Source organism: Tundrisphaera macrotermitis (assembly GCF_051175315.1).
Taxonomy (GTDB): Bacteria; Planctomycetota; Planctomycetia; order Isosphaerales; family Isosphaeraceae; genus Tundrisphaera.
In genome coordinates this window covers 974,746-988,461 of record NZ_CP195100.1, presented here as the reverse complement: position 1 = coordinate 988,461, position 13,716 = coordinate 974,746, and the positions used below count along the sequence as shown (strand labels likewise).

The following is a 13,716-nucleotide window of genomic DNA, read 5'->3' as shown; positions in this document are numbered from 1 at the left end:
AGCCGGAAACCATTCTACGCCGGGGCCGGCCGGTTGGCACGGCCCGGCCCCGAGGATTCAGCCTCGGGCCTGCCGGCTATGGAGATAACCCATCAGGGCCTTGTCGAACGGCATCCCGGTGTGGACCGGCACGTAGTCGATCCTCGCCCCCGCGCACTCCTTGCGGAACCCCGCCTGGAAGCCTGCGACGGCCTCCACGTAGTCGGCCCGGACGGCGTCGGCGTCGACCTGGAGCAGTTCGCCGGTCTCGTTGTCCTCCAACTCGACCATCCCGTTGAACGGGAACATCGCCTCGGCCTCGTCCAGCACGTGGAAGACGATCACGTCGTGGCCGGCGTGGCGGAGCCGGTGCAGGGCCCGGTACGTCACGTCGACGTCGCCGAGCAGGTCGCTGAACAGCATGACCAGGCTGCGATGCCGGAGCATGCCCGCCACCTGCATCAAGCTCTTGCCGATCGCGGTCTCGCCGGTCGGGGCGAGCTTCGCCAGGAGCGAGAGGATGTTGCCCAACTGCGTCCGCTTGCTCTTGGGAGCCAGGCTCTGGCGGACCTCCTGGTCGAAGGCGATCAGCCCGACCGGATCTTGCTGGTGGATCATCAGATAGCCCAGCGCCGCGGCGAGGCTCACCCCATATTCGAACTTGGTCAGCTCCTGGCGGTAGGTGTAGCCCATCGAGGCCGAGAGGTCCATCACCAGGTAGCCGGTGAGGTTGGTCTCGGCCTGGAACTTCTTGATGTAGAATCGGTCGGTCTTGGCGAACACCGCCCAGTCGATGTCGGCGATGTTGTCCCCGGCCGTGTACTTGCGGTGTTCCGAGAACTCGACCGAGAACCCCTGGAACGGGCTGGCGTGCAGCCCCGAGATGAACCCCTCGACGATGAACTTGGCCCGCAGGTCGAGCCGCGACACCTGGCGGATCACCTCGGGCTTCAGGTACTTCTCGGCGGGATTGGCCAAGGGTCGGACCTTCTCGTGGGCTAAGGTTCGGTCGAGTTCTCGAAAGGATCAGCCGGCGGCACCGCCGCGACGCTCGTACTTGGGGACGTCGGGCTCGCGGATCTCGGTCAACAGGCGCTGGACCAGGCTCTCGGTGGTCTGACCCTCGGCCTGGGCCTGGAAGTTGGTGGCGATCCGGTGGCGGAGGACCGGGACGGCGACCTTGCGGATGTCGTCCAGGGAGACGCTGAATCGCCCGTCCATCGCCGCCATCGCCTTGCCGCCCAGGATCAGGTTTTGCCCGGCGCGGGGGCCGGCGCCGACGTCCACCAGCTCCTTGATGAACTTGGGGGACTTCTCGTCGGTCGGGCGGGTGGCCCGGACGATCCGCGTGACGTAGTCGACGGCATAGTCGGAGATCGGCACCGACGTGACCAGCTTCTGGAGGTTCATGATCGCGCGACCGGAGAGGATCTTCTTGAGATCGGCCGTCTCCCCCTTGGTGGTCGCCGACAGGATCTTCTTCTCCTCATCATAGGAGGGATAGCCGACCCGGATATCGAACATGAAGCGGTCGAGCTGGGCCTCGGGCAGGGGATAGGTCCCCTCCTGCTCGATCGGGTTCTGGGTGGCGATCACGAAGAAGGGGTCGGGCAGGTGGAGGGTCTCCTGGCCCACCGTGACCTCGCGCTCCTGCATCGCCTGGAGCAGGGCCGCCTGGGTCTTGGGCGGGGTCCGGTTGATCTCGTCGGCCAGGATGATGTTGGAGAAGATCGGGCCCGGGACGAACCGGAAGCTCCGCCGGCCGGCCTCGGGCTCTTCGAGGACATTGGTCCCGGTGATGTCCGAGGGCATCAGGTCGGGGGTGAACTGGATCCGCTTGAAGCCGACGTCGAGGATCTTGGCCAGCGAGCTGACCATCAGCGTCTTGGCCAGTCCCGGGACGCCCACCAGCAGGACGTGCCCCCGGGTGAAGATGGCGGCCAAGATCTGCTCGACGACCTCCTTCTGGCCGATCACGACCTTGTTCAGCTCAACGGTCAGCGCGTCGCGCGAGACCCGGAATTCGTCGAGGAGTTGGGTGATCCGGTCGCCGGCTGTGGACATCGCGTGATCCGACCCGCGGGTAAGGTTGATGCCGGGTCCGAACAGGTTTCGCGCCGCGGGATTCGGGCGAAGGCCCCATCGTGTGGCGTGGCTCCGCCCACCGGACCAGCAGCGAGATGACGTCTCGGTCCATTGTAAGGACCCGACACGGGAGTATTCAAGTCGCCCGCCAGGTGATCTATCCCTCCATATGGGCATCAACTGCCCAATTTTAGAGCAGCAGCAAATCGCCCTTATCGATAATCCATGCAGCCTGGCCGAGAAGCTGTTGGCAAGAAACAGTCCTCTCCAAACTGATAACGAGACACAAGACATTGAATTCTAGGGAGATAGACTCGAATCCACAGATCCGCCCGGGTTGCCGGCACGGGAAATCGTTGATTTTGTCGGTGCATGGTCCTAGGATTGCTCTAGTCAACATCGTGAGCAGGCCCGCTTAATCGCGTTGCACTATGCAACGTCTCGCCTCCGATCATGTCTTGAGTCGAAGGGGACGAACGCCTCACGTTCGCCGCCCCAGGATGAGCCGATCTGACCGCCCCCCCCAGCACCGGCCGCCCGAGCGGCCGGCCCGCCTTCACTCTGTTGGTCCCGTTGTCCTCCCGTTCCCGCCCTCCCGGACGGTCTCTCCCGGATGAGAATCCGGATCCGCGAGCCTTTGGTTTCGCACTCGGATGGACCGAACCGGTAATCCTCCCGCCGACCCCGGATCCTGGCGATCCGGCGAGGCCCGCCATGAAGCGGATAAGGGGATCAGGGCCGAATTCTCTAGGGATGATCATGACTTTCTCTTTCTCGTCGCTGATCCGCCTCACCGCCCTCCTGTCCATCGCCGCGACCATGTTCGCCGTGAGCCTGTCCCGCGTGGATCGCCAGACCTCGGACACCCGGACGAGGAGCGCCCCCGGCGTGATCCAGTTGAATGGTTACTATTTGAAGAACATCTCCCGTGACTCCCAGTGGTTCGATGTCGATTCCGGCCGGATCAAGACGATGACGATGGCTTCGGGGGATCTGGTGGAGACGTCGAGCCGTGCTCCCTGGGTCGACCGGCGGGGACAGTCCCAGATCGTGGGCCGGTTCTCGGTGCGTTCGAGCCCGGGGCCCCTGTCCACCAGCCTCGATTTCGGCCTCGCACGCTACAGCTACCCCGATGGCCGGCTCCTCGACCGCGTCTCGACCGACGTGATGCCGATCGCCCCGCCGGCCTGGTATCCGGGGACCAGGGCCCGGGTCCTGTACGTCGCGGGCAACGGCCACCTGTATGAGTTCGACTTCGAGGGGGATCGGATGCGATCCGAGATCGAGCCGAAGCCCCATCGGATCACCTGGGGTTGCCGGCCTCCCGGCGAGGGCGAGCCGTTCCTGACCGAGGTCCGGTGGTCCGACGACCCCCGGATGGCGAGCTTCCCCCTGGTGACGCTCCGTCGCCGCCTGATCGACGCCGAAGGTCGTCAGGAATTCACCCGCACCCAGATCTGGTGGCTCAAGTTGGACCCGGCCGGCAGCACGGTCCTGGCCGCCGGCCCCCTGATCGACGGGGATGCCGGCGATCAGGACGAGCACAGCCCCGCGATCACGACCCTGCCCGACGGGCGGCTGGCCGCCTCCTTCCTCATCCACGAGGCGGAGACCTCGGCCTGGAGAGCCCGTGTCGGCGTGATCCGCGAGGCTTCGGCCGGAGTCCCCCCGTCGCTCGCAGCGAAGGCCGTCCGGACCCTGGATGGGGAATTGCAGCCCACGACCACGGCGTTCTCCAGCGACGGGCGTTATCTGTCGGTCATGCTGGGCTCGGACGCCGAACATGCGAGGCCGGTTCGCCTCCCGACCGGGCTCGGGCTGGTCCCCGAGACGGGGCCGATCTCGATCGCCGGGCGGACGCCGGGGCAGCCCGGGGGGTGAATCGACTTGTCGGGACGGCGGGGGATGGCCCACAATGAATGGTCCGTGGCCATGCCCCGCCCATCGAACCCGAGGCGAGCGACGATGTCCCGACCGACGTTGATGGTCCCGGCCCTGATCCTCGCGATGATCCTCAATCTGATCCCCGAACCATCCCGGGCGTGCGCCGCCGTCACCGGGCCGGAGGTCGAGCGCGCGATCCGGGGCGGGGTCCGCTTCCTGCTCAAGGCCCAGCTCGAGGACGGCTCCTGGCCGGAGGTCGAGGTCGAGACCAGGATCGGCACGACCTGCCTCGCGACGCTGGCCCTGCTGACCGCGGGCGAGCCGGCCGACTCCCCCGCGATCGCCCGGGCCCTGGACTACATCCGCCGCTTCGACCCCGGCCAGCTCGACCGGGTCTACTCGATCGCCCTCCAGACGATGGTCTTCGCCGCGGCCACGCCGAAGCAGGACATCAACCGGATCCAGGCCAACGTCGACTGGCTCCAGGGGGCCCAGATCCGCGTGGGCGACCACCCCCAATGGCCGGGGACGTGGAGCTACCGATCCACGAAGCTGACCCAGGGGGACAACTCCAACACCCAGTACGCGCTGCTCGGGCTGAACGCCGCCGCGGACGTGGGGGTCAAGGTCAAGCCCGAAGTCTGGACGCTGGCCCGGGAATACTGGCAGCGCTACCAGCTCCGCGACGGCGGGTGGCCCTACTACCCGCCCGAGGGGGGGTTCGGCAACGACCTGATCGGCCGGGCGACCGCCAGCATGACCTGCGCAGGGCTGTCCAGCCTCGTCATCTCGGGCCTCAAGCGATTCCGCGGCCTCGAACGGCTGGACGGGGATCGCGACGTCATCGACTGCGGCCGGGGGGACGCCGACCCCGCCCTCCAGAACGGCATCAACTGGATGGCCACCCACTTCGGAGTCGGCCAGAACTATGGCGCCGGCCAGCAGTGGAAATATTATTACCTGTACGGCCTCGAACGCGCCGGCCGGCTGAGCGGCGTCCGCTACTTCGGCAACCACGACTGGTACCGCGAAGGGGCCGAGGAGTTGGTCCACGACCAGGACAAGCTGGACGGCTCCTGGAAGGGAGCCCAGTACGAGAAGTTCCCGGTCATATCCACGAGTTTCGCGCTCCTGTTCCTGGCCAAGGGGCGGGCGCCCGTCCTGGTCAACAAGCTCCGGCATGGGCCCGGCAACGACTGGAACAACGACGGCGACGACGTCCGCAACCTGGTCGGGGCGATCTCGCGGGACTGGAACCACCTGGTCACCTGGCAGATCGTCGACCCCGGCTCGTCCCGGGTCGAGGACATGCTCCAGGCGCCCATCGCTTTCCTCAACGGCCACGAGTTCCCGGAGTTCGACGATCGTTCCAAGAAGCTTCTCCGCGAATATGTGGAGCAGGGGGGCTTCCTCTTCGCGGATGCCTGCTGCGGCCGGAAGGAGTTCGACCGGGGGTTCCGGGCCCTGATGAAGGAACTGTTCCCGGAGCCCGAATACGATCTCCGCCCGCTGGCCGAAGACCACTCCGTCTGGCGTTCCAAGTGGCCGCTCAGCCCCGGCGACCACGCCCTCTGGGGGATCGAGCATGGCTGCCGGACGGTGGTCATCTATTCCCCGGACGACCTCTCCTGCGACTGGAATCAGATCGAGACCTCGCCCGACCTGCCCCGCGTCAACCGCTCACTTCGGGTCGGCCAGAACGTGGTCGATTACGCGACCGGGCGAGAACTCCCCGCCGACAAGCTCTCGACCCCCGAGGCGAAGGATTTCCGGGCCGAGGCTCCCAGGCGGGGGGCCCTCCGGATCGCCAAGCTCCGGCACGCCGGGGACTGGAACATCGCCCCGCTGGCCGTCCCCAACCTGACGACGACCCTCCGCGACAAGCTCAAGATCGACGTGGTCATCAACCATAAGGAATTGTTCCCGAGCGATCCCAACCTGGTCCACTATCCCCTGATCTACCTCCACGGACGGGCCGCGATGTCCTTCCCCCAGGCCGACCTCGCCGCGATCCGGCGCCACCTCGACCCTGGGGGCGGCCTCCTGTTCGCCGACGCCGCTTGCGGGAGCCCGGCCTTCGATGCCTCGTTCCGCCGTTTCGTCGCCGAGCTCCTGCCGAACGCCCCCCTGGTGCCGATCCCCCGCGACGACGAGTTGTACACGGCCAAGATCCACTACGACCTCAAGGATGTCCGCTACACCCAGGCGGCGGGCGGGGGCCAGGACTTGCCCCTGCTCGAAGGGATCAAGATCAACGGCCGATGGGCGGTCATCTACTCCAAGTACGACATCGGATGTTCCCTCGAACGCCACCAGGGCCTCGACTGCAAGGGGTACGCCTACGAGAGCGCGATGCGGATCGCCGCGAACATCGTGATCTACTCCACCTTGCCCTGAGGCCGCTCACTTTCCGGAGAGGGGGGGCTTGCCCAATCGCTGCCGGGCGTCGGCGACGGCGGCCGGGTCGTTGACCGGATTGATCGGCGGCCGACCTTCCAGGACGCCGACCACGTCGGTCGCGACCTCGTGGGCCATGTTCCACAGGCTTTCGGCCGACTGCGCCGCGCTGTGCGGGGTGAGGATCGTGTTGAACTCGGGATGGTTGATCAGGGGGTGGTCGGCGGGGGGCGGCTCCACGTCGTAGACGTCGGCCGCGTAGCCGAACAGGGTCTTGTTCGCGAGGGCTTCGGCCACCGCCGCCTCGTCGGTCACGGGCCCCCGGCAGGTGTTGATCAGCACCGCCCCCGGCTTGATCTTCGCGAGGGCCTTCGCGTCGATCATCCTCCGCGTGCTGGCGTCGAGGGGGACGTGGAGCGTGACGTAGTCGGACAGGGCGAGCAGTTCGTCGAAGGAAACGCGGCGGGCCCCGGCGGCGGCCACCGCATCCTCGGGGATGTCGATCACGTCGCTGTAGAGGACCTTCATGCCGAACCCGGCATGGGCGATCGCCCCGACCCTTTTGCCGATCCGGCCGAAGCCGACGATCCCCAGCGTCTTGCCGGCGATGTCGCGGCCGATCCGCTTGGTCCGCTCGTTGTACCGGCCTTCGGCCAGGGCCCGGGTCTGGGCCGGGAAATACTTGGAGACGCCGATCATCATGGCGAAGACGTGCTCGGCCACCCCCTGGGTGTTGGCCCCGGGCGTATAAACGACCTGGATGCCGCGCTCGGTGGCGGCCGGCACGTCCACCTGGTCGTAGCCGACGCCGTGGCGGCCGATCACCCGGAGCCGGGGGGCGCAGTCCATCAGGGCCGCGTCGATCGTCCCCGCCGTGCGGATCACCAGGGCGTCGGCATCGACGATCTCGCGGTGGAGCACGGCCGGCTCCAGCGACGAGGCCATCCTCAGTTCGCCCGCATCGCGGAGCATCGACATGCCCACTTCGTTCATCGTGGTCAGCGAGAAGATGATCGGCCGGTCGGGCATGGTACGCCTTCGCCTGTCGGGGATCGGGGGAGTTGTGGGGGATTTCCGCGAGGATTCGACGACCCGGCGCCTCGCGGGCCGGACGGGCTCAGGTTAGCATATCGGGCCGCGTCGCGGTACGGCCGGCGGCGTCGGGGCGTCGCCCCATCGGACCGGAGCCCGCGATCGAATCTCCACCCATGTCCGACACCTCCGCCCCGAACCGCCAAGGACCATGGCCCCTGGCCCTGATCGTCTCCGGGGGGGTCCTGATCCGCCTGGCCCTGATCGTCGCGGGGGGCGGCCGCCTCGACGATCCCGACAATTACCTCCCGCTGGCCCGCTCGCTGGCCGGCGGCGACGGGCTGAGCTTCGGGGGCCGGCCGACCGCCTATCGCCCCCCGCTCTATCCGATCCTGCTGGCCCCGCTGGCGGCGGCCTTCGAGGGGAAACACCTGCTCGCGGGCGTCGCCGCCTTCCAGCTGATCCTGGCCGCCATGACCATCGTGCTGGCCGGTGCGACGGCGAGGCGGTGGGGCCTGTCGTTCGGCCGGTCGCTGGCCGCGGCGGCGGTCGTCGCGTTCGATCCGGTGCTGGCCCTCCAGGCCCGCTCGGTGATGACCGAGACCCTGGCCGCCTTCCTCGTCGCGCTGACGCTGTTCCTGCTGACGCTCCGGGGCCCCCGGGGGGCGATCGCGGGGGGGATCGGGTTCGGCCTCGCCGCCCTTTGCCGGCCGAGCTTGCTGCCGGGCGCCGGATTGACGGCCGGGGCGGCCCTGATCTGCGGGCCCGGGGCGTGGCCGACGCGGGCGGCCCGATCCGGGCTGATCGCCCTGGCCACAATCCTCACGCTGACTCCGTGGGCAATCCGGAATGCCCGGATCTTCGGCGAGCCGGTCTGGACCACCACGCACGGCGGATACACCCTGGCCCTGGCGAACAATCCGGTCTACTACCGCGAGATCCTCGACGGCCCGCCCGGGGCGGTCTGGTCGGGGGAGAGCCTCGCCCGATGGCAGGAGGAATTGACCCGGCCGGTCGCCGGCCTCCCCGAGCCCGAGGCCGATCGTCGGATCGCGGCGGACGTTCGTCGGCTGATCCGCGAGCGGCCGGGCACCTTCGCCCGGGCCTCGCTGGCCCGGCTCGGACGTTTCTGGGGGATCGCCCCGTCGGGATCTGTTTATTCGACCGCAGTCCGGCTGGCGACGGCGGCATGGACCGTCCCCCTCTGGGCGGCGCTGGCGGTGGGACTGCTCCGGCCGGGAGTCCGCCGCTGGCCTGCCGCCGCGGCCGCCTGCGTGATCGTGGCCCTCTCGATCGTTCATATTTTATACTGGACCGACCTGCGGATGAGGTCTCCGATCGTCCCGGCGATCGCCCTGATCGCCGCCGGATGGGCCCGGCCCGGGCGCCGAGACGAGGCCGAATGAGGTGCGGGCGACGCCAAAAAATTGCACAAAATCGGGATTTTCCTGCTTTGCAAATCGGGGAGATTCGGTAGGCTAAAAGACAGCCGCTCTCGGCGGGTTCCCCTTAGCCGTTTCAGGACGCTAGCCTCGCCAGAACGCTTCTTTTCGCAGAGGTAAGACAGTGGCCAAGAAGCTCTATGTCGGCAATCTGACCTACGACACGACGGAAGACAACCTGGTCGAGCTGTTCAGCGAGTTCGGTGAAGTCCTCTCGGCGCAGATCATCATCGACCGCGACACGAACCGATCCAAGGGGTTCGGCTTCGTCGAGATGGCCGATGGCGGCGATGAGGCGGCGAATGCCCTGAATGGCCAGGATTTCCACGGTCGCAACCTGACCGTCAACGAAGCTCGTCCCCGCGAGCCGCGCGATAACCGCGGCGGAGGCGGCTACGGCGGCGGTGGCGGCGGCTACGGCGGCGGCGGTGGTGGCGGCTACGGCGGTGGCGGCGGCTACGGCGGCGGCGGCGGCCGGGGTGGCAGCGGCGGCCGGGGTGGCAGCGGCGGCGGCTACGGCGGTGGCGGCGGCTACGGCGGCGGCGGCGGCCGTTATTGATCCGAATCCGGGGCCGCCGTCGATCCGGCGGCCTCGACCATTCCAGGCCGATCCCGGCCCGAATCCGATGACAACCCAACCGATGTGAGGCCGGCCCGAAAGGTCGGCCTCATCGCATTTCCGGGCCGCCCGATGTCCCAGGATCTGCGACGCGTCGCGGGCACGACGATAGTCCCTCGCCGATCGGCCTGGTACACTCGGGAAGATTCCCCAAGAGCGATCGATGATGAGGGTCGGCGAGTCCGCCTCGGCCCTCCGGACGAGGAACCGCCTTCGATGCACGAGATCGACGCCCAGACGCTGCTCGAACAAGCCTCCTTGATCGGCCTGATCAGCCGCGACCAGGCCAAGGCCGTCCGGGCCGATGCCGAGGACGGCAGCATCGAGGCGGTCACGCGGGTCCTGCTCCGCCGGGATCTCCTGACGGCCTGGCAGGTCGAGAAGTTCAAGAAGGGGGACCTGTCCGGGTTCATCTTCGGCGGCTGCAAGGTGCTGTTCCACATCGCCGAGGGGACCTTCGCCCGGGTCTATCGCGGGCGGAAGATGGCCGGGAATCAGTCGGTGGCCATCAAGGTCCTCCGGCAGCGCTTCGTCGCGGACCCGGCGGCGATCGCCCGCTTCAACCAGGAGGCGGAATCGGGCATGCGCCTGGTCCATCCCAACATCGTCCAGACGTACGAGTATGGTGAGCAGGACAAGAAGTACTACATGATCATGGAATTCGTCGAAGGGTCGAACCTTCGCGACTTCCTCCGCATCCGGGGCCGGTTGACCCCGGAAGAGGCCCTGCCGCTGATGATGGGCCTGGCCAAGGGGCTGGCCTTCTCGCTCGACAAGGGCGTGACCCACCGCGACCTGAAGGCGAGCAACATCCTGATCTCGTCGAGCGGCGAGGCCAAGCTCGTCGACTTCGGCCTCGCGACCATCGAGGGCGAGGAGAAGAAGATGGCCGCCGCCCACGGCCAGCGGACCGTCGACTACTCGGCCCTGGAGCGGACCTGCGGCAGCCCCAAGGGGGACAAGCGGTCGGACATCTTCTTCCTCGGCTGCGTGTTCTACCAGATGATCACCGGCGTCCTGCCGATGCCCGAGGTCGAGACCAACGACCCGCTCAAGAAGATGCTCAAGCGGGGCATCAACACGATCAAGCCGCTCAGCGATCAAAGGCATGCTCCCGACGAAGGGCTCAGCAGGATCATCGAGAAGATGATGAAGGTGGACCTGAAGGCTCGCTATCAGACGATGGAACAGGTCGTCTCGGACCTCGACGACTACCTGGAACAGCTGGCCGCCAAGTCCCATGGGGGCCAGGCGAAGCGATCGATGCCCGGACCGGGATCCGCCGCCCCGGCCGCCGCCGCGGCCGTGGAGCATGTGGACGAGGTCCACGGCCCCGAGGACGCCGGCGAACTCGGGGGCGAGGTCAAGCGGCTGCTCTGCGTCGAGGCCCAGTCGGAAGTCCAGGACGCCCTGAGGAAGTACCTGACCCGGATGGGCTACCGGGTCCTGATCGTGTCCAGCCCCGAGCTGGCGGTCGAACGCTTCCGCGAGAACCCGACCGACGGGGTGGTCTTCGACGCCGACGGCCTGGGGCCGGAGGCGCTCGACGCCTTCCTGTCGATCCACGAGAAGGCCCGCGAGGATGGCCACGACCTGTCCGCCGTGGTGCTGCTCGGGCCCCGGCAGCACTTCCTGGCCAAGCGCCTGCCCACCAACAAGCGCCTGGTCGTCCTCCCCAAACCCCTGAAGATGAAGCAGATCCAGGACGCGATCCAGAAACTCGTCCCGATCGCCTGATCGATCAGCCCCCCTTCTTGCGATCGGGCGGCTTGACGCCCATCGCCAGCATCAGCGCCTGGAGGTCCGCCCAGGCGTCCTTCTTGCCGGCCGGGTTGCGGAGCAGGTAGGACGGGTGGTACGTCACGATCGTGGGAATCCCCCGGTAGCGGTGCCACTTGCCGCGCAGGCGGCTGATCGGCAGCGCCGTCTCCAGCAGGGTCGACGCGGCGATCTTGCCCAGCAGGCAGATGAACTCCGGGCGGACGATCTGGATCTGGCGTTCCAGGTAGGGCAGGCAGTTCGCGATCTCTTCGGGCAGCGGGTTGCGGTTCTCCGGGGGGCGTGATTTCAGGATGTTGGCGATGTAGACCTCCTCGCGGGTCAGGCCCATCCCCTTGGTGATCATGTCCGTGAGCAGGGCCCCGGATCGGCCGACGAAGGGCCGGCCGGAGGCGTCCTCGTCGGCGCCGGGGGCTTCCCCGACGAACATCAGGCGGGCGGTGGCCGAGCCCTCCCCGAAGACCGTCTGGGTCCGCGACGCCGCCAGGTGCGGGCAGCGGACGCACCCGGAGACCTCCCGGGCCAGCGTCGCCAGCAGGCCGGCGCGATCCTCGGCCGGGACGGCCGGCTCCAGCGCAGGCTCGTCGAACAGGGAGCCGGTCGCGGCCGGGGGCGTCGAGGGCAGGGCCCCCCGGGGGGCCGCCGGGGCGGAGGCGGCCGGCGCCCCCGCCGGCATCCGGATCGACGGAGGCTCCGCGGGGCTGGCGGCGACGGGTCGCGGCGCGGGCGTGGCGGGCGCTGCGGGCGCGGGCCGGGACGCCGGGGCGGCGGGCATGGGCCGGGCGGGCTGGGCCCCCGGCTGGGCGACCGAGGCCAACGACGCGGGACGGCCGAGCGGCGCCGGCAGGGCGAGACGATCCAGCCCCGAGCGGGCCAGGGACTCCAGCCGTTGCCGGGCGATCCGGATCAGCCGCGTCCGCTCCTCGGCGCGATCGACCTCGATGTTCCCCTCATCCTCCATGATGGCGCTGCTCACTTTATCCGGGCCTTTCAGGGTTGGGGGACGTGGCGATCGGCCACCGCGGCCGGGTTGCGGAAGGAGGTGGCGACCCACCGCTTCCAGCCCGGGATGTTGTAGCCGAAGTCCTGCCCGGTCAGTTTCACCAGGGCGGACAGCACCTCGACGTTCCTCCGCTCATACGGGACCAGCTTCGGCAGCATCGGTCGCGGCCCGCCCACGCCTCCGCCGCCCAGATTGACACCGAAGCCTCCCAGGGCGCTGGCGGGGATCGAGCTGGCCCCGAACGCGACCGATCCGCTGCCGACGACCGCCGGCGTGGTGATCGGGATCGACGGCCCTCCGCCGACGTAGAAGCCGGACGGGGCCGGGCCGCTGCCGACGGTGGGATCGGGGACCATCACCGTCTGATATTCGACCGAGATCAGCGCCGGCACCAGTCGGGGCACCAGGGCGACCGCGTTCAGGCCGGCCAGGGCCCAGGCCGCCCGGTTGATGACCTCGGTCTGGTTGGACTGGAGGGCCCGGGCCAGGCCGGGCAGGACCTCGTCGGGCTCGCGGCGGGCCAGCTCGGCCATGATGGCCCGGCGGGTCGGCTCGTCGGCCTCGGCAAGCAGCCGGGAGACCAGGGCCCGAGACGCCTCGGGGCCGGGGATCTCCCCCAGGACGCGGGCGGCCAGGCCGCGGACCTCGGGCTCGGGGTCGTTGCCCAGGCCCCGCGCGATCGGGCCGACGGCGGCGACCTCGCGGATCGCCAGGAGGGCCGCCTCGGCGTCGCGGCTGCGGTCCTCGGGGCCCCGGCGATAGGTGTCGAGCATCTTGCCGATCCGCTTCGACCAGCTCCGGGCCTCGGTCGAGAACGCCGCCTGGGCCTCGCGCTTCTCCTTCTCCTCGACCGTGAGCCAGTGGCCCTGGTATTTGACCAGCCCTTCGGCCATGCGCTGGGCGTCGTGGTCGAGCCACCGGCCGTCCGAGAAGACATGGCCGAGCTTGGCGCGGGCCTGGCCGAACTCGCCGTCCTGGCGGATGACCTCCTCGAAGTGGGCCCGGGCCAGGTCGGCGAGCTTGTGTTCCTCGCACCAGACCCCCAGGTCATATTCCTCCTGGGGCGTGGTGCGGGGCTGGGCCCGGAGGGTCGCATACTCGTCCAGGACGCTGGGCTCGGGGACGACGCGGGCGATCTGCTCCCGGCGGAATTCGAGCGGCTTGCCCTGGAACCCGATCAGCTGGACCATGCCCTTGCGGGCCGGGTCGGGCACCACCTTCCCCTTGATCTCGCCGCCGCCCCGCAATGAGATCCGATCGGCCCGGGCCTCGGCGGCCGGGACGACCGCCAGGAGCGCGAGCAGCCCCTTGGCGATCGGCGATGACCTCGGGAAGATGGCGAGGGGCATGGAGGTGGTCCTTTCGGGTGGTTGTGTCGCGAACGTGACGACCCAATCCTCGATTGTAAGGATCGGGGAAGACGCCCGACAATCGCCGAGTCCATTTGGCAAACCGGGCAAGCCGGGCCCTCGATGCGGGCCGGGCCAGGGGGGATT

At 68.7% G+C, this 13,716-nt stretch carries 10 protein-coding genes; 5 read left to right on the top strand and 5 right to left on the bottom strand.

Features of this window, described 5'->3' with window-relative positions; translation table 11 throughout:
- Positions 1-57 precede the first annotated feature (57 nt).
- Complete coding sequence (locus tag TA3x_RS04360; RefSeq protein ID WP_435018883.1) at positions 58-957, bottom strand: DUF58 domain-containing protein; 900 nt, start codon at positions 955-957, stop codon at positions 58-60.
- Between the two features lie 48 nt (positions 958-1,005).
- A complete protein-coding gene (locus TA3x_RS04355) occupies positions 1,006-2,043 on the bottom strand; it encodes an AAA family ATPase (RefSeq protein WP_435018882.1) in 1,038 nt (345 codons plus the stop codon).
- Between the two features lie 780 nt (positions 2,044-2,823).
- On the opposite strand from TA3x_RS04355, the gene TA3x_RS04350 reads away from it, so the two are divergent.
- Positions 2,824-3,945 (top strand): hypothetical protein, encoded by a 1,122-nt coding sequence (locus tag TA3x_RS04350; protein WP_435018881.1) that lies wholly within the window; start codon positions 2,824-2,826, stop codon positions 3,943-3,945.
- Between the two features lie 84 nt (positions 3,946-4,029).
- Positions 4,030-6,345 (top strand): DUF4159 domain-containing protein, encoded by a 2,316-nt coding sequence (locus TA3x_RS04345; protein ID WP_435018880.1) that lies wholly within the window; start codon positions 4,030-4,032, stop codon positions 6,343-6,345.
- Positions 6,346-6,351: 6 nt separating this feature from the next.
- Here the strand turns inward: TA3x_RS04345 and TA3x_RS04340 are convergent, their stop codons facing one another.
- Positions 6,352-7,374, bottom strand: a complete 1,023-nt coding sequence (locus TA3x_RS04340; protein WP_435018879.1) for a hydroxyacid dehydrogenase — start codon at positions 7,372-7,374, stop codon at positions 6,352-6,354.
- Positions 7,375-7,553: 179 nt separating this feature from the next.
- Here TA3x_RS04340 and TA3x_RS04335 point away from each other — a divergent pair, with 179 nt between their 5' ends.
- From TA3x_RS04335 to TA3x_RS04325, 3 genes are all read left to right on the top strand, one after another.
- Positions 7,554-8,783, top strand: a complete 1,230-nt coding sequence (locus tag TA3x_RS04335) for an ArnT family glycosyltransferase (protein ID WP_435018878.1) — start codon at positions 7,554-7,556, stop codon at positions 8,781-8,783.
- A gap of 160 nt (positions 8,784-8,943) precedes the next feature.
- The gene (locus tag TA3x_RS04330) at positions 8,944-9,378 is read left to right on the top strand and encodes an RNA recognition motif domain-containing protein (protein ID WP_435018877.1); all 435 of its coding nucleotides are present in this window, start codon (positions 8,944-8,946) and stop codon (positions 9,376-9,378) included.
- A 276-nt stretch (positions 9,379-9,654) separates the two neighbouring features.
- Positions 9,655-11,175 carry a protein kinase domain-containing protein gene (locus tag TA3x_RS04325; RefSeq protein ID WP_435018876.1) on the top strand — a complete coding sequence of 507 codons (1,521 nt, stop codon included), beginning with the start codon at positions 9,655-9,657 and terminating at the stop codon, positions 11,173-11,175.
- 4 nt (positions 11,176-11,179) lie between these two features.
- Here the strand turns inward: TA3x_RS04325 and TA3x_RS04320 are convergent, their stop codons facing one another.
- Complete coding sequence (locus TA3x_RS04320) at positions 11,180-12,193, bottom strand: uracil-DNA glycosylase (RefSeq protein WP_435018875.1); 1,014 nt, start codon at positions 12,191-12,193, stop codon at positions 11,180-11,182.
- A 14-nt stretch (positions 12,194-12,207) separates the two neighbouring features.
- Complete coding sequence (locus TA3x_RS04315) at positions 12,208-13,569, bottom strand: HEAT repeat domain-containing protein (protein WP_435018874.1); 1,362 nt, start codon at positions 13,567-13,569, stop codon at positions 12,208-12,210.
- Positions 13,570-13,716: the final 147 nt, after the last annotated feature.